This window comes from Candidatus Poriferisocius sp., from assembly GCF_965204145.1.
GTDB lineage: Bacteria > Actinomycetota > Acidimicrobiia > Acidimicrobiales > Bin134 > Poriferisocius.
Genome location: NZ_OZ241977.1, coordinates 1,142,934 through 1,163,517, shown reverse-complemented (window position 1 = coordinate 1,163,517; position 20,584 = coordinate 1,142,934). Strand labels below are relative to the sequence as shown.

Here is a 20,584-nt window from a genome sequence, read left to right as displayed (position 1 = left end):
CTACCCGACCAGCACAGTGTCGGTATCACGCCCCGAACGCAAAAGAGTGCCGGGGCGGGCTTCAGTGGCCCGTCCACCGCTCACGATCGACTGGCCGTTCACCAGCACATGGTTCACTCCGACCGCGTCGGCAAACAGGCGAGGCGAACCGCCCGGGAGGTCCTCAACCATGCGCATGGCACCGGAATCAACTGTGCCAGGGTCGAATACGACCACATCGGCGTGCCACCCCTGTTCGATGCGGCCCCGCTCCCGTAGGCCGAATAGCCGGGCGGGAGCATCGGTGAGCATGCTGATTGCCGTCTCCAGGGATGCCAGCTTTCTGCCCCGCAGGCAATCACCCAGAAACGCGGTGGTGTAGGGGGCACCGCACATTCGGTCGAGATGGGCACCGGCATCCGAGCCGCCGATAAGGGTGTGCTCGCTTTGCCATGCCTCAGCTCGAAGCCTCCAGCTCTCGTCGTCGTCGTCAGTGGGTGCGGGCCACAAAACGGTGCGCAACTCGTCGGATAGCACGATGTCTAGCAGAGTGTCGAAATGCCCGGTGCCTCGCTCGGAGGCGATGTCGGCCACGGTCCGCCCGGTCATCTCCTCGTTTGCCGAGCTGAAGGTGTCCCCGATCCGGTACCCGCCCCAGCCCGTGAGCCGGGTGAACACACCGGCATCGGGCGACGCGGCCCGCTCGGCCAAATGGGCTCTGGTCTGGGGGTCGGCCAGACGGGCCATCCGCTCGGGCACCGGCAAACCGAGCACCTCCCCCCAGTCGGGAAGCATGTTGAGGGCGCAGTAGTTCAAGAAGCTCATGTTCATGCCCACCAGCACCGGCATAGTGAGCGCCACCACCCGAGCTCCGCGTTCGGCCGCCCGCACCGAGGCGCCCAGCTGGGCCCTGTAACGGTCGGGATCGGCCGAATCGATGGTGAGCACGTTCCAGTTGAGCGGGCGACGGGCTGCCCGGCTCATGGCCACCATCAAGTCGAGCTCTTCCTCGGTGAAGCCCTGCATGCAGCCATCGGTGACGTACTCGAGAGTAGTGCCCTCGTGCTGTGCCACCACCGAGCACAGCGCGATCACCTCGTCGTTGCTAGCGAAGCGGGAGGCCACAGGAGCGCCGTCGCCATCATTGTGGGTGTAGGACAGCGAGGTGGAGAATCCCAGGCCCCCCGCTGAGATGCCTTCAGCCAGCAGGGATTTCATCGCCTCCAGCTGGTCGGGATCAGCCTCATTGCCCGTGGCCTCAGCACCCATGACCACTCGGCGGACGGCGCAATGACCTACCAAGAACCCGGCATTCACTCCGAGGTTGCCGTCGAGGCGGGCCAAGTAGTCACCAAAGGTGCGCCACGACCAGTCCAGGCCGGCCTCCAGTGCCGACAATGGCATGCCCTCCACCTTGGCCATCATCCGCTGGAGATAGGGGGCGTCGCCGGGGTTGAGGGGCGCCAGGGTGAAGCCGCAATTGCCCCCGATGACAGTGGTAACCCCGTGCAGGTTGGAGGGAGAGGCCGCTGGATCCCAAAACAGTTGGGCGTCGTAGTGGGTGTGGGGGTCCACAAAGCCGGGGCACACCACTTGGCCAGTGGCATCAATCTCGTTGCGCCCAGATTCGGCTACTTCACCGATAGCGGCTATGCGCCCGCCAGTGATCGCCAGATCGCCGGCAAGACCCGGGCTTCCCGTGCCGTCGACAATGGTGCCGTTGCGAATCACCAGGTCCAACACGGACCCAATCCTACTTATCCAGGTAGGGCGCCCCCACGCCACCGCACTATGCTCACTCCGTTACGGGCTGTGGCGCAGCTTGGTTAGCGCGTCGGTCTGGGGGACCGAAGGTCCCGGGTTCAAATCCCGGCAGCCCGACCACTGGGATTTCAGAAGATCCCCCTCAGAACAGAAGGCCGATGCCTTGGATGGCGCGCCAGGCTAGGTAGATGCCGGCGGCGGTGATGGCTACCCAGAAGTGCCAGGGGACTTTTTGGCGGGGCAGGGGTTCTGCCTCGGGTGGGGTCTCCACCGGGGTGCCGCAGGTGGGGCACTCCCCCTCCTCGGTCACTGAGCCGGGGTTCCAGAAGCGGTCGCAGGGCTCGCACCAGGGCACGGCCATAGCTTGCCACCACGAGGCGCCGAGACCCCGAAGCAGGAAGCGCCGAAGTCGTATCCGTCGGCCAGCGACCCCCGGCGCTTGGAGAAGATGCGGGTTTTGCCGGTGGCGGTGATAGCCTGGCCTTACTCGGTCGAAGATTTCTGCCGAGCGGGTTGCCTCCGAGTTTCTTTCTCTGATTCCGGGCAAGTTGCCCGATGCTGTATTGCGCCACGCTGACGATTTCAGGCGCCAATCATCCCCTAGCCGCCCGCCCCACGCGGGCAAGGAGCCCCAATGCCCCCCACTTTCGCCCAGTTGGGCGTGCCCGAATCCATCTGCCGCGCGCTCGAGCGCAACGGCATCCACAAGCCATTCGAGATCCAAGCCGCCGTAATCGCCGATGCCATGGAAGGCCGAGACATCTGCGGTCGAGCGCCTACCGGGTCGGGCAAGACTCTTGCATTCGGAATTCCACTGGTCGCCAACACCGCCCAGGCCAGGCCTCGACGGCCGCGGGCGTTGATCTTGTCCCCCACTCGCGAGCTCGCCGACCAGATCGCATCGGAGCTGCGCTCGATCTCCGGTCCGATCAGCGTTGCCGCCGTCTACGGGGGGGTTGGCTACGTAAACCAGCGAAAGCAGTTGCAAAAAGGAGTGGACATCCTGGTCGCATGCCCCGGTCGGTTGGAGGATCTGATCGACCAGAGAGCGGTGAGCCTCCACGAAACCGACCAAGTTGTTATCGATGAGGCCGACCGCATGGCCGATATGGGGTTCCTGCCCGCCGTTCGGCGCATCCTCGACCAAACCAACTCCGAGCGCCAGACAGTCATGTTCTCGGCCACTCTTGACAAGGACGTGGCCAAGCTCACCCGGGACTACCAGGATCGCCCCATCACCCATGAGGTAGGCGATGCCACGCCCGACGTCAGGTCAGCCGATCATCGGTTCTGGACTGTTGAAAAGACCGAGCGGGTCAATGTGTGCGCCAATGTGATTTCTTCGGCAGGACCGACGATCGTGTTCTGCCGGACGCGGCATGGATCAGATCGGTTGGCCCGACAACTTTCCCAACGCGGGGTCAGCGCCGCCGCCATTCATGGCGGTCACGCTCAGAACCGCCGCACCCGAACGCTTCGGGAGTTCACCGACGGCCGGGTGATGGCCCTTGTCGCCACCGATGTTGCCGCTCGGGGAATCCACGTGGATTGCGTGGCAGGCGTCATCCACTTCGATCCACCGGAGGATCACAAGGCGTATCTGCACCGCTCAGGCCGCACGGCTCGTGCCGGCGAGACGGGCCTCGTGGTGTCGCTGATCCAACAAGGCCAGCATGCCGACGTAAAGCTGATCCAGCAACAGCTCGGGCTGAATCAGCCCATCACCAGTCCCACCTCGATCGAGCAGAGAGAGGCGCCAGTCCGTCGTAGCAAGCCGACCCAGCCCAAGGGAGCTGGCCAAAACAACCGGAAGCGAAGCGGCAAGAACCAAGAGCGTCGCAACCGGCCCGACCGAGACAATAACCGCGGCAGAAAGAAGTCAAACGGCAACTCCCGAAGCCAGCGCAACCAATCCGGCCGACAAGACAACAACCGAGGCGGAAGGAATTCAAACGGCAGGCCGCAGGGTCGCCCGCACCAGCAGGAGCGACGCAAGACCCAAAGCGGCGCTTCCTCCCGTTAGTGGTCTGTCTGCCCGCCAGTGCGGGTGTGCGCAAATGGATCAGGCCCGGCGGACGGCGAGGATGGCCACATCGTCGGTGATGGTGCCGTCGGCGAAATCCCGGGCGGCCTCCAGCAGCGTCTTGCACAGCACGTCGGGGGAAACGGTGGGGTCGCGGCGCAGGTGCTGGGCGATGCGGTCCTCGCCGAATTGGGCGTCGCCATAGCGCACCTCGGCCAACCCGTCGGTGTACATGAGCACCATGTCGCCGGAGTCCAGGGGGATCTCCCGGCTGAAATAGGTGCTGTCGGGGTCGAGCATCAGCAAGGCCCCGGTGGCCCGCAGCGGCTGCACCTCGCGCTCGTGCCACAACCAGGCCGCCGGGTGGCCCGCCGACGCGTACCGCATGGACTGGGCCTCGGTGTCGAACACCACGATCACCACCGAGATGAACTCTTCGGCCCGCTCGATGGACGACATCTGGGCGTTCAGCTCCTCCAAGGCCTGTGCCGGATCGCGGAACTGGCGCAGGAACACCCGGAGCAGATACTTGGCCTGAAATGCGGTGATCGACGACTCGATGCCCCGGCCGGCCACATCGCCGATTACCGCGGCCACCCGGGTTGGGCCCACCCGGAACACGTCGAAGAAGTCCCCGGCCATCACGCCTTCACCCGCCTGGTACACCCGGCCCATCTCGTAGCCGGCGAAATCGGGGAGGTCGTCGGGGGCCAGCCGTCCCGCCCAGGCCAGCGGGGCGAGATCGCCCTGGCTCAGCGTCTCCTCCGCTCGGCGCTCCATCTCGAACCGCTCTTGGGTGAGCCGGGCCTCGGCCACGGAGCGACGTCCCCACCACAGCGGGAACAGAGCAGGCACCACCACCAGGGCCAAGACGGCGGCCACCGCCCGGGACTCCAAGACTGCGGTCAGGGTGGCCACCACGGTCAAGGCCGCGTACAGAAGCGCGGCATGGGCGTCCCGGCGGAAGCTGGACTGGGCCAGCGTGTGGGCCGCCTCGTAGGCGCTCTCGCCCTCCTCGTCGTATCCCTCGCCCGCGTGGGTGTGCTCCACCCGCAGCAGGAACCGATGGCGGTGCCGGGCTGCTCGGACGAAAACGCCAGCAGCAAATGCGCAAACCCCCGCGGTCAGGACGAGGAGGAGGGTTTCCATCGCGGAAGGTTACCCCGCAAATGGGCCTAATTCCTGCCACATTCGTGCTACTGGACCCTCGGATGGGCCACCAGCTAGTCGCCGGATCGGCGGCGAACCCGCAGTTTCACCGGCACCGATCCCAGGTCGAATGCCTCCCGCAAACGGCGCTCCAGATAGCGCAGATAGGTGCGGGGCAGCGTCCGATTGGCGAACAGCGTGAAGGTGGGAGGGTCGGCCGCCCCCTGGGTGGCATACAGCACTCGGGCACCGTCGGGGGCGGGATGGGCGGCCTGGGCGTCGCGCAGCACCCGGTTCACCGCCTGGGTGGGGATGCGGCGCCGGTACTCGGCGATCACCCCCCGAAGCTCGGGCAAGAGCCGGTTCAGCCCCTTTCCCGACAGAGCGCTGACCCGCAGCACCGCCGCGTCGCCCAGAAAGTGCAGGCGGCGGTCGATGTCGAGGACAATCGCCTCGCGGGCCTCGGTGTCGAGCAGGTCCCACTTATTGAGCAGCACCACGATCGGGCAGCCGGCGGCGTCGATGCGCTCGGCCAGGCGCTGGTCCTGGTGGGTGACCCCCACCGTGGCATCGACGACCAGCAGGGCGATGTCGGAGCGGTCCACCGCGGCCAACGCCCGCAGCAGCGAGTAGTACTCGGCGGCCTGATCGATGCGGGCCCGGCGGCGCATGCCCGCGGTGTCGACGAACCGGATGTGCCCCAGCTCGGTATGCACCACGGTGTCGATGGCGTCTCGGGTGGTGCCCGGCTGGTCGTGGACCACCGACCGGTCGTCGCCGATCAGGCGGTTGAACAGAGTGGACTTCCCCGCGTTGGGCCGGCCCACGATGGACACCGACACGGTGACCAACTCATCTACAGGCCCAGGATCGTTCTCCACCTCAGCTTGGTCCCCTGAGTCCTCGGGAAGCGATGCCATCACCGCATCCAGCAAGTCCCCCACTCCCCGACCGTGAAGGGCGCTGATCGGGAACGGATCGCCCAACCCCAGCCTCACGAATTCCCAAATGAGATTCTCGTGAGCGTCGTCGTCCACCTTGTTCACCGCCACGAACACCGGTCCGGGCCGTCCCCGCAGCCTCCCCGCCACCCCCTCGTCGTCGCCGGTGATGCCCGACTGGGAGTCCACCACCATCACCACCACGTCGGCATCCTCCATGGACTTCTCGCTTTGCGCCGAGACCTTGGCATCCATGGAGGCGTTGCCGCCCCCGCCCTGAGGCAGCCAGCCGCCGGTGTCCACCACCGTGAATTCCCTCCCCTGCCAGCTGGCCCGCATCTCCTTGCGGTCCCTGGTCACCCCGGGCTGCTCGGCCACGATGGCCTCCCGACGGCCCAGGATCCGATTCATGAGCGTGGACTTGCCTACATTGGGCCGCCCGACGATCGCCACCGTGGGCAAGGGGCGGGAGAGCGACGGGGAAAGGGCCTCGACCACGGCGCTAGCCGCCGATCGCCTTACGCAGGGCGACGCCGTCGGCGGGCACCACCTCCACCGGGCGGGGAAGATCGCTCGGCCGAGTTCCGTCCAAGAACATGCCCTGCGACAAGCACACGTCGGGCAGAAGATAGCGGTGGCCCTCGGGTTGGGCGGCCAGCGTGCGGGCGATGTCCTCGCCCACCAGCAGCCCGGCCACTGCGGTGGTCCCGCCGAAGAAGCGGTTCTCCACCGGAACCACCCGCACATCCACGCGGTCCAACGAAGCCACCAGCGGCCTCAGCACCGCGGCCCCGTACTCCCCGGTGATCACACCCACGGGAGCTACTGTGCGGGGCCGCAGACCGATCGGCGTCGAACCATCGGTCCTCGGCGCCCGGTAGCCCTCGGCGGGGGCCCCTTCCACCCAGGCGAAGAATCCCGGCCGGGTTCCGGTCACATCTTCGGTTTGACCCGAGAACTCCAACTCCAGCGTGGCCGCCATGCCCACTCCGTCCTCGTGCATGGGAAACCCCTCGTAGGCCTCCGGGTCGGGAAACTCCATCCCGGCCAGCAGGTAGTACTCGTCGGCGGCGAACACCAGTCGGCGGCCCAGCATCTGTCGGTTGATCTCCTGCCACTCGTGCACCGCCCCGACTACTGCAACCGCCTCGGACTTCGTGTGGGGCCTCAACCGGGGTTCTGATGTGTGCCGTGACACGCCCAGAGGGACGACGCACACGCTGGCCAGATCGGGGTATTCATCGGACACCCCGGCCAGGGTGTCCTCCAGGACATCGCCGTCGTTGACGTCGGGGCACACCACTACTTGACCGTGCACCTCTATCCCGTGGTCGAGCAGCGCTCGCAGCCAGCGCAGGCTGGTGGCCCCGCGGCGGTTCCGGAGCATGTCAGCCCTCACGTCGGGGTCGGTAGCGTGGATGCTCACGTTCAGCGGCGACAGTCGCTCGGTCACCACCCGCTCCAGGTCGGCTTCGGTAAAGCGGGTCAGAGTGGTGAAGTTTCCGTAGAGGAACGAGAGTCGATAGTCGTCGTCTTTCAGATACAGGCTGGGGCGCAGGCCCGGCGGAAGCTGGTAGATGAAGCAGAACTCGCAGTGGTTGTCGCAGGTCCGCACCCGGTCGAACAGCGCCGAGTCCACCTGGGCGCCCAACGGCTCCCCGGCCCGCTTGAGCACCTCGAGCTCCAGCACGACCCCGTCGCGGCGGACATCCAGGCTCAGCTCAGGCTCGTCCACCAACTGCTGGTACTCGATCACGTCCTTGGGGACGCAGCCGTTCACGGAAAGGAGCTCGTCGCCGGCCCTCAAGCCGTACTGCTGAGCCACCGACCCTTCGGCGACCGCTGTCACCCGGGGAGCGGACATGGCAAGAATGATACGAGGGCAAGAATGCCCCGGCCGACCACTAAATTGACCTTGTGGATGTCGAGAAGGTGATCCTGGCCGCTCCCCGGGGGTTCTGCGCCGGCGTGGAGATGGCCATCAAGGCGCTGGCCTGGCTGGTCCGAACCTTCGACGGGCCGGTGTACTGCTACCACGAGATCGTCCACAACAAGCTGGTAGTGCGCCGATTCGAGCAACTCGGTGTGGTGTTCGTAGACGACATCTCCGAGGTTCCCCCCGGATATCCGATCATGCTCTCCGCCCACGGTTCGGCGCCCGAGGTTGTGGCCGCGGCCACCGAGCAGGCCAGCTACATGGTGGATGCGGTGTGCCCGCTGGTCACCAAGGTCCACCACGAGGTCAAAGTGCGGGCCAACAAGGGGTACCGCATCATCTACGTGGGCCACGAAGACCACGAAGAGGCCGTGGGCACCATGGCAGTAGCCCCCAAGGCCATCCATCCCGTGGAAGACATCGCCGGCGTGGAGGCACTGGCCGACTTCGAAGAGCCAGTAGCCCTTTTGGCCCAGACCACCTTGTCGCACCGAGACTGGGAGGGGGTGCTGCACGCGGCCCAAGACCGGTTCCCCGACATGTGGACGCCAGGGCGCAGCGATCTGTGCTTCGCCACCACCAATCGCCAAGCTGCCCTGACCGCCATCGCCGAGCGATGCGACACCGTCGTCATCGTGGGCTCGGCCAACTCCTCCAACACGCGGGCGCTGGAGAAGCTGGCCGGAGAGCTGGGCTGCCAGCGAGTTTTTCGAGTCAACCGGGCATCAGAGCTGCCCGACGACATTTCCGGCGTCGTAGGATTGACCGCCGGAGCCTCCGCTCCCGAGGAACTGATCAACGAGGTATTGGATCGACTCGACCCAGCCGAAGGCATCGAGGAGGTTTCGATCACCGATGAGGACGAGTACTTTCCTCCGCCCCGCAATCTTCGCGACCTGATCGAGGCTTCCGGGTCTCTAGCCTCCTTCAGCTTGGGGGGTCCACCGTCACCCACCCCGATAGTGGATCGTAAGGTGGCGGCCAGCGATGTGCTCGACGGCCTTATTGCCAGCCATTGACCGCGACCTGAAGTCTTACTCGGGGTCGCCAGGATCCCAGCCGGGAAGGCCCAGTTCTTGCTGCACTTCGTCGAACATGCGCTGGAGGATTTTGTGAAGCTCTGCGGAGTATTGGATCAAAGACTCTCTGCTCTGGCGACCCCGGTCGTCCACCGCAGGCGGGGCCAACGGCTCGCCCCACACAATCCGGACTGTGCGGGGCCGAGGCATGCGGACGCCGATACCCATCGCCCGCTCGGTGCCCCCGATGGCCACCGGCACCACCGGCACCTGGGATTTGGCCGCCAGCCAGGCCACACCGTCCAACAGTGGATGGATGCGGGTTCCAGACTTGCGCTCCCCCTCGGGAAACACCACCAGCGGCTGCCCGGCTTCCAGCACGGTCAGCGCGGCTCTCAGAGCGCTGCGGTCGACCATCTCCCGCCGAACGGGAAAAGCGCCCATGGCCACCATGAACCATTTGGCAACCGGCCCCCGGAAGAGGCCGCTCTTGGCAAAGTAGCGCAGATGGCGACCGGCTGAGGCGCCGACGAGTGGGGTGTCTAGGTTGGATCGGTGAGTGGGGGCGATTATCACCCCGCCCTTTGAAGGCAAGTTGCGCCGCCCGCGGGTGTAGCAGCGGAAATACGCACCGAATACCGCCCGGGCCAGCCGCTGCACAAAGAAGTGGAACACCACACCCGCCGCTCGCCCCTTGACCTCCAACTCCTCGGGGCGCAGGTCAGGTGGGTTCACCTGACCTCCAGTTCCTCGGGGCGCAGTTCGACTTGGCTCATCCCAATCGGGCGATCAGCTCGTCCACCACTTCGTCCACGGTTAGGTCGGTGGTGTCGATGTGCACCGCGTCGGGCGCCTGAGTCAGCGGGTCGTGTTGACGGGAGGAATCGGCCGCATCCCGGGCCGCCAGGTCGGCGGCCACCGTTTCGTAGTCGAGCGCGCTCACCTCGCCTGCCCGCCGCTCGGCCCTGACTGCGGCCGACGCGCTCAGATACACCTTGAGCTCGGCATCGGGAAACACCACGGTGCCGATGTCCCGACCCTCTAAGACCCCTCCGCCCCGTTCCACCACCCAGGCCTGTTGGCGCACCCGCAGCACCTCCCGCACCCCCGAGATGGCCGCCACCGTGCTCACCGACCGGGTGACCTCCGGGCCTCTGATCTGAGTGGTGGCGTCCACCCCGTCCACGATGACCGAGGTGTCGTCCACCTGGATGTCGCTGGTGCGGGCCACCTCGACGATGGCGTCGCTGTCGGCCAGGTCGACCTCCCGGGCCATGGCGGCGAAGGCCACCGATCGATACATCGCCCCGGTGTCCAGATACTCCAGGCCCAGCCGCTCAGCCAGCCGCCGGGCCACCGTGGACTTGCCCGATCCAGCCGGGCCGTCGATGGCGATTACCCTCACACCCTCGCCCATCTGCCCGTCGGCGGTGCTCATGGCGTCCATCCGGTGCTGTGCTCCAGGTTGCGGGCAAAGCTCGGGTAGCTCGTGTTCGTGGCCTCAAAACCTTCGACTGTCATCGAACCGCGGCCCACTGCTCCAGCGATGGCCGCCGCCATGGCCATCCGGTGGTCTCCACGGGAGTCCACAGTACCGCTGCCCATGACTTCGGCGCGGCCGACTCCGGTGATCGCCAGCGTGTCGCCGTCGATCCGGCGTCCTGCGCCGAGGCAGTCGAGCAGTCCGGCGATGGCCGCCACCCGGTCGGTCTCTTTGACCCGCAGTTCGTCGACGCCCTCGAAGATGGTATCCCCCTCGGCGGCCGCGGCGGCCACGGCCAGAATGGGCACCTCGTCAATACAGCCCGGCATCTCTTCGGCGGTCACCCGGGTTCCCTTGAGCTCACTGGATCGAGCCCGGATGTCACCCGAGTCCGAATCTACGGATATGTCGGCACCCATGCGCCGCAAAACCTCGATGAACCCTCCCCGGGCCTGTCCGAGGTAGACGTTCTCCACCACTAAGTCGCTGTCGGGGGCCACGCAGGCGCCCACCACCCAGAATGCGGCTTGCGACGGGTCGCCGGGCACCTCGACATCGGGGGGTTCCACCTCTCCCGGCCACACGGTCACCGAACAGGCCCCGCGCTCCAGCCTCACTCCGGCGGCGGCAAGCATTTCCTCGGTGTGCGCTCGGGTGGGAAGCGTCTCGTGCACCGTGGTCGGCCCCTCGGCCCTCAGGGCAGCAAGCAGCACCGCGCTCTTCACCTGGGCCGAGGCCACCGGCAAGGTGTACTCGATGCCCCGCAGCGGGCGGCCCTCGATGGTCAGAGGTGCCAGTGAGCCGTTCTCGCCGCTGCCCCTGATTGAAGCTCCCATCGCGGTCAGCGGGTCGATGATCCGGTCCATCGGCCGCTGGCGGATCGATGCGTCTCCGTCCAGCGTGGTGGTGAAGTCGAAGCCGGCCAACAGCCCGGCCAACAGCCGGATGCCTGTGCCGGAGTTCCCCAAGTCGATAGGGCCGCGGGCGCCGCGCACTCCCCCGGTGACGGCCACTTCGCCCGATTCCGCCACTTCCACTTGAGCACCCAGCGCCTCAACAGCACGGCGAGTACGGACGACGTCGTCACCGTTGGACAACCCCCTAATGGTGCACGGCCGCTGGCCCAGCGCAGCGATCATCAGCGCCCGGTGGGAGATCGACTTGTCGCCCGGTACTTGGAGCCGTCCGGTGAACCGGCACTTCCCCTCTATGGTGATGGCGGTCACGACAGGCCCCCCGCACCCCGGCGCTCCCCTAGAACGGTCACGACAGGGCTCTCGACGACGGGGCGTAACCCTGCTTCCGGAGGGCCTCCAGAAGGCCGTCGGCTGCTTCTGCATTGACCACCAAGATGGCCACGCCTTGGCCGCCCTCCACCGAGTGGGCGATCTCCAGGTCGAAAATGTTCACCCCGATATCGGTGGTCAGGCTGGTGATGCGGGCCAACTCGCCGGGACGGTCGAACACCGGCACCCTCACCTCAGAAAGCGAGACATCTCTATCCAGTCCATAGGGCAGATGGGCTCGGGCACTTCGCGCCTGTTCCAAGAGTTCCAACAGCCCGCCCCGATTGCCCTCTGCCACCAGGGTGCGCACGTCGCCCAGCGCGTCGATGAACCGGTCGAGCACCGAGCAGATGGCCTCGGAATTCTCATCGCAGATGTCGGGCCAGATTCCAGGATGTCCCGAGGCGATGCGGGTCATGTCCCGGAAACCGCCCGCGGCCAGCCGCAACATCACCTGGTGCTCCTCGGAGCGCTCATCGGCCAAGGCCATGAGCGTGGCTGCGGTGAGATGGGGCACGTGCGAGACCACCGCGACCAAGGCGTCGTGGCGCTCCGGGGCCAGCGACACCACGTCAGCTCCCAAAGAGGCCACCACCGAGCGGATCTGAACCAGGGAATCATCCTCGGTGTCGTCGGTGGGAGTGAGCACCCACACCGCGTTCTTGAATAGGTCGGCCCGAGCGCCAGCCACCCCCTCCTGCTCGCTGCCGGCCATGGGGTGGCCACCCACAAAACGATGGTTGGCCACTGCGGACACGATGGGGGCCTTCACGCTGCCCACATCGGTAACCGGCCCGCCGCCGGACGCCAGCGCCTTGCGGGCCTCTGCCGCCGCTGAACCCACCGGGGTGGCCACAAACGTGATGCCGGCATCGGTCGCCGGCCCCACCGCATCGAGCGCACCCCGGCTCAGCGCTTCGGCTGCGACCGCTTCATCCTGATCGGTGCCGGTAACCCACCAGCCCCGCTCCCTCAATGCCAGACCGATGGAGCCTCCGATGAGCCCGGTGCCGATAATGGCTGCTCTGCCTGAACCTCCCGGCAGCCCGGTGCCGATAATGGCTGCCCGCTGAGTGGCCATCACTCGGGAAGGTCGTCGCGCAGGCCTTGTGCGCCTTCCAAATAAATGTGATGGAGCTCTTCTCGTCCCCGCTCGGTGTTCAGGTGGACGAGCACACGCAAGCACAGCGGCGTGCCGCCTTCGATGTCGAGTTCCTGGGCACACAGCAAGGGAACGTCGCCCAAGCCGAACGCCCGAGCCGCCGCCGCCGGGAAGGCCGAATCGATGTCAGCGGTAGCAGTGAACACAACGCTGATCAGATCGTCGTGGTGGATGTCGTTGCGGTCCATCAGCTCGCTCAACAGCGCGATGATCCGCTCCTCGATCTGTTCCGGAGTGTCGGCGTCAATGGTGGTTGCACCCCGCAGGGCGCGGACAGCGCTGCTCACGGCCGAAATTGTACCGACCCCTCGTGATTGCCCTGAACTCAGTTGACGGTGGATCCCGAACCGCCGCGCTCCAGCTCCCTAACTTCGCTTCGGCTCAACTCCCGCCACTCCCCCGGAGAGAGCTTGCGATCAGCCAGCGGGCCGATCCGCGTGCGGACCAAGCGGATCACGGGATGGCCAATGGCCTCGCACATCCGCCGGACCAGGCGGTTGCGGCCCTCGTGGACCACGATGCGGATGACCGACGGCTCGGGCAGCGAAACTGCCACCGCCTGAGCCGTACCATCCTCTAACTCCACCCCATCGCGCAGTTGCCGCAGCGCGCCGCGGCGGGGCTGTCCCTCCACGTGGGCCAAGTATTCCTTGTCGATCCCGAAGGACGGATGGGTCAGCCGGTGGGTCAGGCCGCCGTCGTTGGTGAGCAGCAACAGCCCTTCGCTGTAGGCGTCGAGGCGACCCACCGGAAACACCCGGGGTTCGCCAGGCACCATGTCAACCACGGTGGGGCGACCCTGGGGGTCGGACGCCGTGGCGACCACGCCGGTCGGCTTGTTCAGCAGGTAGTACACCAGATCGGCCCGCAACCCCACGGGAATGCCGTCCACCTCCACCGTGTCGCATTCAGGATCGACCCGCTGGCCGAGTCTGGCGGGCTGCCCGTTGACCGCGATGCGGCCCTGCACCACCATTTCCTCGACTGCCCGGCGGCTGGCCACACCGGCGGCGGCCAGGACCTTTTGAATCCGCTCAGCCTCGCTCACACTGTCGGTACATCGCCGTTGCCGCTCTCGGGCTCCAGCATCGACACGGGAGGGCCATGTTCTTGCCCTCGAGCCGGCATGTCTTGGCCGTCGGTTCCAGATGACCCGGATCGGTTATCGGCCATCAGACTGGTCTCCAATGCCTCGATCACCTCGGCGTCGGGCACGAAGTCGACCAGCGGGGGCAGGTCGTCGATGGAGTCGAGCCCCAGCCGCTCCAAGAATGCCGGGGTGGTGGCGAAGAGGCGGGCGTTCCCCGGACCGGGATCCCGGCCCACTTCCTGCACCAGTCCCCGCTGTTGGAGCGTGCGCATGGCCCCTTCGGCATTCACTCCCCGTATGGCCGACACCTGGGCCCGCGACAGCGGCTGCTTGTAGGCCACGATGGCCAAGGTCTCCAGCGCGGCCGACGAGAGGCGAGAGCTCTGGCCGCTGACCACGAACCGCTTGACGTACGACTCGGCCTCGGGACGGCTGCGGAAGCGGTAGCCACCGGCCACCCGAACCAGCTCGAATCCCCGGCCCTCGGCCTGGTACTCCTCAGCCAACTGGGCGCAGATAGCCTCCACCTGACCAGTGGGAATCTCAATGAGCTGGGCCATGAGCCCCGGCGGGACCGGCTCCTCGGCCACCATCACGATGGCCTCCACCGCCTGACGGACTTCAATGCTCTCATCCGTCATAGGCGTCCACTCCTATCAGCGGTTGGTCGAAGTCGGCTTCCCCGCTCCAGGTGATGGCGATGCGGCCGAACGTCGCGGCCTGCAAGACGTCCACCAAACCCCGCTTGTAGAGCTCCAGAACAGCCAGGAAGTACACCACCACCTCGATGCCGGTCTCCAGGTCGTCGGTCAGCTCCCGGAATCCCACCGTGCCGATCTCGGGCAGCCGGGCCATCAGGTCGGCGGTCACCTCGTCCACGCTGATCGGGATGTCGGTGATGTGCTGTACGTTCACCCGCGGCGTGGGCCGGGCAGCGGTGGCCCGCAGGAACGCGGCTCTGAGATCATCGGGGCCGATCCCCTCCAGAAAATCGGGCACCAATTCGAGGTAGCGCTCGTCGGGTCCCGCAGTGCGGGGAACGCCCCGCCCCGCGCCCGCGGCCAACTGCTCCAGGGCTTGGGCAGCCGCCTTGAAGGTCTGGCACTCCAGCAGGCGGGCCAGCAGCAGATCTCGCTCCGACCACAGGGCCAGCTCCTCGTCCAGATCCAGCGACTCGCTGTCGGGAAGCAGGCGGCTGCTCTTCAGCTGCACCAGCGTGGCCGCGATCAGAAGGAACTCGGTGGCCACCTCCAGGTTGAGCTGCTCCATCCGGTCGAGCTCGGCCAGGTAGGCATCCACGATGTCGCCCACCCTCACTTCGTAGAGGTCCACCTCTTCTCGCAAGATGAGGTGCAACAGCAGGTCGAAGGGGCCCTCGAAAACCTCGGTTCGCACTTCGAACGGCCCTTCCGACACCTCCGTTCTCACCTCTGCGACCACCCGCCAAGTGTAGAACTCGCCTATTCGCGCATAGGGGTTTTGCGATCGGGGCGGGTAGTTTGACCGGCGTGGCTCGAGTGTTCTCGGGAATCCAGCCGTCTGGCGGCATGCACCTGGGCAACCTTCTGGGCGCGCTGCGCAACTGGGTTGCCTATCAGCACGAGCACGACGCGGTGTACTGCGTAGTGGATCTCCACGCCCTCACCACCGCCCCTGATCCGGCCGAACTGCGGGATAACACCATGGCGGCGGCCACCATGCTCATGTCGGTGGGCATCGACCCCGAACAATCCACGTTGTTCGTGCAGAGCGCGGTGAGCGAGCACGCCGAGCTGGCCTGGATGATGGAGTGCACGGTGGGCTTTGGGGAACTGCGCCGTATGACCCAGTTCAAGGACAAGTCCGACCGCTCCGACTTCGTATCGGCCGGCCTGTTCACCTATCCCGCCCTTCAGGCGTCCGACATCTTGCTGTACGACACCGACTTGGTGCCGGTGGGCGATGACCAGCGCCAGCACATCGAGCTGTGCCGCGACATCGCCGAGCGCTTCAACCGCCGCTACGGCGACACCTTCGTGGTGCCCGCGCATGTCATCCCCACCGCAGGTGCCAGGGTCATGGACCTCCAGAACCCGGACGACAAGATGTCTAAGTCGCTGGAGTCGGCGGGCACCGTCGGCGTGTTGGAAGAACCCGAGGCCGTCACCCGCAAGTTCAAGCGGGCGGTGACCGACAGCGACAACGAGGTCCGCTACGACCCCGAGGCCAAAGCGGGGGTGTCCAACCTGCTTGGCATTCTGGCGTCGGCCACTGGCCGAACCCCTGAATCGGTGGCCGACGATTACAGCCAATACGGTCCGCTCAAGGCCGATACCGCCGATGCGGTGAACGAGCTGCTCACCCCGATCCGGGAGCGCTACCGTGAGCTGTCGTCCGATCCGGCCGAGATCGCCCGACTGCTGGCCACGGGCGCCGACAAGGCCCGTGCGGTGGCCGCCGCCACTCTGAAGCGAGCCCGGGACAACGCGGGTCTGATCTCCCGCGCCCCCGCCTAACGACAAGAACCGACCTGAGGAGTCCCATGTCCGAGATCACCCCGTTCACCGTCGAAATCTCCGACGCTGCCCTGGAAGACCTCCACCGCCGCCTGAGGGATGCCCGCTGGCCCGACCAGCTTCCCGATGCCGGCTGGGACTACGGCGCAGAGATGGGCTACATCCAGGAGCTGGCCCGCTACTGGGCCGACGAGTACGACTGGCGGGCCGCCGAGGCGGAGCTGAACCAACTCGACCACTACACCACCACCATCGACGGCCAGAACATCCATTTCATCCACCAGCGCTCCCCCCACCCCGATGCCTATCCGCTGATCATCAGCCACGGGTGGCCGGGATCAGTGGTGGAGTTCCTCGACATGATCGGCCTGCTGACCAACCCCGACGACCCGGCCGACGCCTTCCATGTGATCGCCCCCTCGCTGCCGGGCTACGGCTTTTCGGGCCCGACCGCCGACCGAGGATGGGACACCTTCCGCACTGCCAAGGCATTCGCTCAATTGATGGAGCGCCTGGGCTATGAGCGCTACGGGGCCCAGGGCGGCGATTGGGGGTCGATGATCTCCCAGAACATAGGGCGCTGTGACCCCGACCATTGCGAGGCCGTCCATGTGAACTTCTTGTTCGCCACGGCTCCTGAGGATGGGCCCGGCGAGCTCACCGAGGCCGAGCAGGCCGGGTTGGGCCGGGCCAACCTCTATTTCACCGAGGGCGCGGGCTATATGCAGATCCAGAGCACCAAGCCCCAGACCCTGGCCTATGGGCTGACCGACTCCGCTGTCGGGCAGCTGGCCTGGATCGCCGAGAAATTCTTGGCCTGGACCGACAACGACGGCACCATCGAATCGGCGGTGAGCCGAGATCGACTCCTCACCAACATCTCGCTGTACTGGTTCACAGGCACCGGGGGGTCGTCGGCCCGCATGTACTACGAGACTTTGCGCCCTGGTGCAGCCGGGCTGGGCGACCCTCTCAACACCCCTCTGGGGATGGCCAACTTTCCCATGGAGATCATGCAAGCCCCCCGGAGCTGGTTGGAGGACAACTACAACATCGTCCACTGGTCCGACATGGCTGAGGGAGGGCACTTCGCGGCCATGGAGGAGCCCGAGGCCCTGGCTCAGGACATCCGCGAGTTCTTCCGCCGCTTTCGGTAGTAATACATCACTATGAGGATGCCGTCGCTGCCTCAGGGATTGGCCGCCAGAGCGGCCCGTGGAGCAGGACAGCTATCCCAGAAGCTCGGACGGGGCGGCGGTACCACCATTCCCGGCCTGCTGCTCAACCGCTTGCGGCCGGAGGCCACCGCAGAGATGGCCCGCTCAGTTTCCGGCGGCGTGATCCTCCTTTCAGGAACCAACGGAAAGACCACCACCGCCCGGCTGGTTCGGGCCGCACTCGATGCCAACGGCGCCCGCGTGGTGGCCAACACCGCCGGCTCCAATCTGGAGCGGGGGGTGGCCACCGCCCTGCTCAACGCCGATGGGGCCGAAGTGGCCCTGTTCGAAGTCGACGAGGCGGCTCTGCCGGGGCTGATGGCCCAAACCAAGCCGCGGGTAGTCACCCTGATGAACCTCTTCCGGGACCAGCTTGACCGCTATGGCGAACTCGAACACCTGGTTGACCGCTGGCGAACCGCAGTGGCCGAACTCGACCCAGCCGCAACCGTGATCTACAACGCCGACGATCCCGCAGTAGCCGAGATCGTCGCCCGGCACCCCAACACCGTGTCCTACGGCATCGAAGACCCCCGCGTGGGCCGCGACCGCTTGCCCCACGCCGCCGACACCACCGAGTGCCGCAACTGCGGCGCAGCGCTGCATTACGAAATGGTCACCATCGCCCACCTCGGGAGGTGGTCCTGTCCGGAATGCGGTTTGGCCCGCGTCCAGCCCGATGTCCGGGCCACCCGGGTGGAGTTGCACGGGTTGGACGGCCAGCGACTCTCCATCGCCACCCCCCAAGGTCCGATTGAGTTGTCGCTCAGGCTGCCGGGCATGCACAACTCCTACAACGCCCTCGCCGCCACCGCCACCTCTGTCGCCCTCGACCTTGCCCCAGGGGCCATCGGTCCCGCGCTGGCCAAGCGGGAGGCGGCCTTCGGACGGGCCGAGCGCACCCAGGTCGGCAAGGTGAAAGTGACCACGCTGCTGGCCAAGAACCCGGCCGGGGCCAACGAGAACATCCGCACCATGCTCTTGGAAGACCACCCTCTCCACCTGCTGGTGCTGCTCAACGACCGCACCGCCGACGGGCAGGACGTGTCGTGGATCTGGGACGTGGACTACGAATTGCTGCTGGACAGCGACCGGCTGGCGTCGCTCACGGTGGGCGGCGATCGGGGCTACGACATGGCGCTGCGATTCCGCTACGCCGGATTCGACCCCGAGCGCCTCTCGGTCGTTCCCTCGGTGTCCGCCGGGCTGAATGCCGCCCTGAAGGCCAGCGAAACCGACGGCTACCTCTACGTTCTGCCCACCTACACCGCCCTGCTCGAGTTCCAGGCGGTGCTGGCCGAACGAGGCCTCGTCCCCGCCTTCTGGGAGGACGAATGAGCACCGGGAACCCACCAGTCAGGCTCTGTCATCTGTACCCGGACCATCTGAACATCTACGCCGACCGGGGAAACATCGCAGTGCTCTCTCGTCGCCTCGAATGGCGAGGATTGTCACTGGAGATCACAGAAGCAGGGCTCGGCGACCCCATCGCGGCCGACTGCCACTTCTACTACCTGGGCGGTGGCCAAGATCGCGACCAGATGCTGGTGGCCGAAGACCTCGCCCACAAGGCCGACCCACTTCGCCTTGCGGCAGAAGACGGTGCGGTGGTGCTGGGGGTGTGCGGCGGCTACCAGCTCTTGGGCCACGGTTACACGGCGGCCGACGGCCGGCGAATGCCCGGCATAGGGCTGCTGGATTTGGAGACCACCGCTGGAACGAGCCGCCTCATCGGCGATGTGGTGCTGGACGTGACCCTCAACGGCCAGTCCCGCACAGTGGTCGGCTATGAGAACCACGCCGGGCGTACCTATCTCGGCGGGGGGTGTACGCCGCTCGGGCACCTGCGCCGAGGCCACGGCAACAACGGACACGACAGCTGCGAGGGAGCGGTGGCCGGCCGTCGGGTGGGCACGTACCTGCACGGACCGCTGCTGCCCAAAAACCCCTGGCTGGCCGATACCCTGCTGGGCTGGGCCCTGGACCACGCCGGGTGCCCGGCGGACTTGGAACCCCTGGACGACGACCTCGAATGGTCCGCCCATGCCGTTGCCGCCACCAGAGCAGGACGAAAGCGATGAGCCCGACACCAAACAGCGCCCTCCGGCCGATCATCATCGACACCGATCCCGGCCAGGACGACGCCATCGCCATCCTGGCCGCACTGGCCTCCCCCGAGCTAGAGGTGCTGGGCATCACCGCGGTGGCCGGCAATGTGCCCCTGGAGCTGACCGCCCGCAACGCCCTCATCCTGGTCGAGCTGGCCGACCGCCCCGAAGTCCCGGTGTTCGCCGGCTGCGACCGCCCGCTTCGCCGGGACCTGGTCACCGCCGAGCACGTCCACGGCAAAACCGGCATCGACGGCGCCGACCTGCCCGATCCCGTCACTGCCCTGCAAACCCAGCACGCGGTGGACTGGATTGCCGAGACGCTTGTGGCCGCCGGAGAGCGGGAGATCACCATCTGCCCGGTGGGGCCGATGACCAACGTGGCCACCGTGCTGGAGACCGCCCCGGAGACGGCCCGCCACATCCGGGAGATCGTATGCATGGGCGGCGGATTCTTCGGTGGGGGCAACACCACCCCCACCGCGGAGTTCAACGTGTTCGTCGACCCCGATGCCGCCGAGATCGTTCTTCACTGCGGCGCCCCGGTCACCATGCTCCCCCTCGACGTGACCCACAAGGCGCTGATGACCGACGCTTGGATCAACCAGGTGCGGGGGTTGGGCACCCGCACCGGGGCGGCCGCCGCCGGGATGCTGGACTTCTATGAGCGCTTCGATGTGGACAAGTACGGCACCTTCGGCGGCCCTCTCCACGATCCCAATGTGATCGCCTACCTGCTGCGCCCCGACCTCTACCGCGGCCGCCACTGCAACGTGGAGGTGGAGACCGATTCCCCCCTCACCTTGGGCATGACCGTGGTGGACTGGTGGGACGTCACCGACCGGCCTCCCAACTGCCAGTTCATCACCGAAGTCGACTCCGACGGCTTCTACGAGCTGCTCCTGACCCTCCTCGCCCGCCTGCCCTGATCC

The 20,584-nt window shown here is 66.6% G+C and carries 20 protein-coding genes and 1 tRNA gene; 8 read left to right on the top strand and 13 right to left on the bottom strand.

What is annotated here, in order from left to right:
• Positions 1 to 1,722, bottom strand: coding sequence for an N-acyl-D-amino-acid deacylase family protein (locus tag ACOGI7_RS05230; protein WP_419850857.1), 1,722 nt, complete (start codon positions 1,720 to 1,722; stop codon positions 1 to 3).
• A gap of 63 nt (positions 1,723 to 1,785) precedes the next feature.
• On the opposite strand from ACOGI7_RS05230, the gene ACOGI7_RS05225 reads away from it, so the two are divergent.
• Positions 1,786 to 1,863: transfer RNA gene (locus ACOGI7_RS05225), tRNA-Pro, on the top strand.
• A gap of 22 nt (positions 1,864 to 1,885) precedes the next feature.
• Here the strand turns inward: ACOGI7_RS05225 and ACOGI7_RS05220 are convergent.
• The gene (locus ACOGI7_RS05220; RefSeq protein WP_419850856.1) at positions 1,886 to 2,104 is read right to left on the bottom strand and encodes a hypothetical protein; all 219 of its coding nucleotides are present in this window, start codon (positions 2,102 to 2,104) and stop codon (positions 1,886 to 1,888) included.
• A 273-nt stretch (positions 2,105 to 2,377) separates the two neighbouring features.
• Between ACOGI7_RS05220 and ACOGI7_RS05215 the strand changes: the two genes are divergently transcribed.
• Positions 2,378 to 3,766 (top strand): DEAD/DEAH box helicase, encoded by a 1,389-nt coding sequence (locus ACOGI7_RS05215; protein WP_419850855.1) that lies wholly within the window; start codon positions 2,378 to 2,380, stop codon positions 3,764 to 3,766.
• A 39-nt stretch (positions 3,767 to 3,805) separates the two neighbouring features.
• Here ACOGI7_RS05215 and ACOGI7_RS05210 read toward each other — a convergent pair whose 3' ends face one another.
• The 3 genes from ACOGI7_RS05210 to ACOGI7_RS05200 all read right to left on the bottom strand — a co-directional run bounded on the left by ACOGI7_RS05210 (position 3,806) and on the right by ACOGI7_RS05200 (position 7,720).
• Positions 3,806 to 4,915 (bottom strand): PP2C family protein-serine/threonine phosphatase, encoded by a 1,110-nt coding sequence (locus ACOGI7_RS05210; RefSeq protein WP_419850854.1) that lies wholly within the window; start codon positions 4,913 to 4,915, stop codon positions 3,806 to 3,808.
• 74 nt (positions 4,916 to 4,989) lie between these two features.
• Positions 4,990 to 6,354, bottom strand: a complete 1,365-nt coding sequence (der, locus tag ACOGI7_RS05205; RefSeq protein WP_419850853.1) for a ribosome biogenesis GTPase Der — start codon at positions 6,352 to 6,354, stop codon at positions 4,990 to 4,992.
• A 4-nt stretch (positions 6,355 to 6,358) separates the two neighbouring features.
• Complete coding sequence (locus ACOGI7_RS05200; RefSeq protein WP_419850852.1) at positions 6,359 to 7,720, bottom strand: DUF512 domain-containing protein; 1,362 nt, start codon at positions 7,718 to 7,720, stop codon at positions 6,359 to 6,361.
• 53 nt (positions 7,721 to 7,773) lie between these two features.
• Here ACOGI7_RS05200 and ispH point away from each other — a divergent pair, with 53 nt between their 5' ends.
• Entirely contained in the window at positions 7,774 to 8,811 is a 1,038-nt protein-coding gene (gene ispH / locus ACOGI7_RS05195) for a 4-hydroxy-3-methylbut-2-enyl diphosphate reductase (RefSeq protein WP_419850851.1), read from the top strand.
• A 15-nt stretch (positions 8,812 to 8,826) separates the two neighbouring features.
• Here the strand turns inward: ispH and ACOGI7_RS05190 are convergent, their stop codons facing one another.
• Genes ACOGI7_RS05190 through ACOGI7_RS05155 form a run of 8 tightly spaced genes read right to left on the bottom strand, consistent with a single transcriptional unit; the run spans position 8,827 to position 15,272 of the window.
• Positions 8,827 to 9,546: a lysophospholipid acyltransferase family protein gene (locus tag ACOGI7_RS05190; protein WP_419850850.1), complete on the bottom strand. Its 720-nt coding sequence runs from the start codon at positions 9,544 to 9,546 to the stop codon at positions 8,827 to 8,829.
• A 37-nt stretch (positions 9,547 to 9,583) separates the two neighbouring features.
• Complete coding sequence (gene cmk / locus ACOGI7_RS05185) at positions 9,584 to 10,228, bottom strand: (d)CMP kinase (RefSeq protein WP_419851465.1); 645 nt, start codon at positions 10,226 to 10,228, stop codon at positions 9,584 to 9,586.
• Between the two features lie 17 nt (positions 10,229 to 10,245).
• The gene (aroA, locus tag ACOGI7_RS05180; protein WP_419850849.1) at positions 10,246 to 11,520 is read right to left on the bottom strand and encodes a 3-phosphoshikimate 1-carboxyvinyltransferase; all 1,275 of its coding nucleotides are present in this window, start codon (positions 11,518 to 11,520) and stop codon (positions 10,246 to 10,248) included.
• A gap of 37 nt (positions 11,521 to 11,557) precedes the next feature.
• Entirely contained in the window at positions 11,558 to 12,661 is a 1,104-nt protein-coding gene (locus ACOGI7_RS05175; protein ID WP_419850848.1) for a prephenate dehydrogenase/arogenate dehydrogenase family protein, read from the bottom strand.
• Entirely contained in the window at positions 12,661 to 13,029 is a 369-nt protein-coding gene (gene aroH, locus ACOGI7_RS05170) for a chorismate mutase (protein ID WP_419850847.1), read from the bottom strand. Before aroH ends, ACOGI7_RS05175 begins: the two co-directional genes overlap by 1 nt.
• A gap of 38 nt (positions 13,030 to 13,067) precedes the next feature.
• Positions 13,068 to 13,790, bottom strand: coding sequence for a pseudouridine synthase (locus ACOGI7_RS05165; protein ID WP_419850846.1), 723 nt, complete (start codon positions 13,788 to 13,790; stop codon positions 13,068 to 13,070).
• Positions 13,787 to 14,473 carry an SMC-Scp complex subunit ScpB gene (gene scpB, locus ACOGI7_RS05160; RefSeq protein ID WP_419850845.1) on the bottom strand — a complete coding sequence of 229 codons (687 nt, stop codon included), beginning with the start codon at positions 14,471 to 14,473 and terminating at the stop codon, positions 13,787 to 13,789. Before scpB ends, ACOGI7_RS05165 begins: the two co-directional genes overlap by 4 nt.
• Positions 14,463 to 15,272, bottom strand: a complete 810-nt coding sequence (locus ACOGI7_RS05155) for a segregation and condensation protein A (protein WP_419850844.1) — start codon at positions 15,270 to 15,272, stop codon at positions 14,463 to 14,465. The genes scpB and ACOGI7_RS05155 overlap by 11 nt, the downstream gene beginning before the upstream one ends.
• A 68-nt stretch (positions 15,273 to 15,340) precedes the next feature.
• On the opposite strand from ACOGI7_RS05155, the gene trpS reads away from it, so the two are divergent.
• From trpS to ACOGI7_RS05130, 5 genes are read left to right on the top strand one after another with little or no spacing between them, the layout of a single operon-like run.
• A complete protein-coding gene (gene trpS, locus ACOGI7_RS05150) occupies positions 15,341 to 16,327 on the top strand; it encodes a tryptophan--tRNA ligase (protein ID WP_419850843.1) in 987 nt (328 codons plus the stop codon).
• A gap of 26 nt (positions 16,328 to 16,353) precedes the next feature.
• Positions 16,354 to 17,484 carry an epoxide hydrolase family protein gene (locus ACOGI7_RS05145; RefSeq protein WP_419850842.1) on the top strand — a complete coding sequence of 377 codons (1,131 nt, stop codon included), beginning with the start codon at positions 16,354 to 16,356 and terminating at the stop codon, positions 17,482 to 17,484.
• Positions 17,485 to 17,496: 12 nt separating this feature from the next.
• Positions 17,497 to 18,882, top strand: a complete 1,386-nt coding sequence (locus tag ACOGI7_RS05140) for a MurT ligase domain-containing protein (protein ID WP_419850841.1) — start codon at positions 17,497 to 17,499, stop codon at positions 18,880 to 18,882.
• Positions 18,879 to 19,625 (top strand): type 1 glutamine amidotransferase, encoded by a 747-nt coding sequence (locus tag ACOGI7_RS05135; protein ID WP_419850840.1) that lies wholly within the window; start codon positions 18,879 to 18,881, stop codon positions 19,623 to 19,625. The genes ACOGI7_RS05140 and ACOGI7_RS05135 overlap by 4 nt, the downstream gene beginning before the upstream one ends.
• Complete coding sequence (locus tag ACOGI7_RS05130; protein ID WP_419850839.1) at positions 19,622 to 20,581, top strand: nucleoside hydrolase; 960 nt, start codon at positions 19,622 to 19,624, stop codon at positions 20,579 to 20,581. The genes ACOGI7_RS05135 and ACOGI7_RS05130 overlap by 4 nt, the downstream gene beginning before the upstream one ends.
• Positions 20,582 to 20,584: the final 3 nt, after the last annotated feature.

Bases quoted from the DNA above. Each gene is read 5' to 3' on its own strand.
- ACOGI7_RS05130 (WP_419850839.1), top strand. From the start codon at position 19,622: ATGAGCCCGACACCAAACAGCGCCCTCCGGCCGATCATCATCGACACC.
- ACOGI7_RS05175 (WP_419850848.1), bottom strand. From the start codon at position 12,661: ATGGCCACTCAGCGGGCAGCCATTATCGGCACCGGGCTGCCGGGAGGT.
- ACOGI7_RS05135 (WP_419850840.1), top strand. From the start codon at position 18,879: ATGAGCACCGGGAACCCACCAGTCAGGCTCTGTCATCTGTACCCGGAC.
- scpB (WP_419850845.1), bottom strand. From the start codon at position 14,473: ATGACGGATGAGAGCATTGAAGTCCGTCAGGCGGTGGAGGCCATCGTG.
- ACOGI7_RS05210 (WP_419850854.1), bottom strand. From the start codon at position 4,915: ATGGAAACCCTCCTCCTCGTCCTGACCGCGGGGGTTTGCGCATTTGCT.
- ACOGI7_RS05140 (WP_419850841.1), top strand. From the start codon at position 17,497: ATGAGGATGCCGTCGCTGCCTCAGGGATTGGCCGCCAGAGCGGCCCGT.
- ACOGI7_RS05220 (WP_419850856.1), bottom strand. From the start codon at position 2,104: ATGGCCGTGCCCTGGTGCGAGCCCTGCGACCGCTTCTGGAACCCCGGC.
- cmk (WP_419851465.1), bottom strand. From the start codon at position 10,228: ATGGGCGAGGGTGTGAGGGTAATCGCCATCGACGGCCCGGCTGGATCG.
- ACOGI7_RS05145 (WP_419850842.1), top strand. From the start codon at position 16,354: ATGTCCGAGATCACCCCGTTCACCGTCGAAATCTCCGACGCTGCCCTG.
- ACOGI7_RS05215 (WP_419850855.1), top strand. From the start codon at position 2,378: ATGCCCCCCACTTTCGCCCAGTTGGGCGTGCCCGAATCCATCTGCCGC.
- ACOGI7_RS05200 (WP_419850852.1), bottom strand. From the start codon at position 7,720: ATGTCCGCTCCCCGGGTGACAGCGGTCGCCGAAGGGTCGGTGGCTCAG.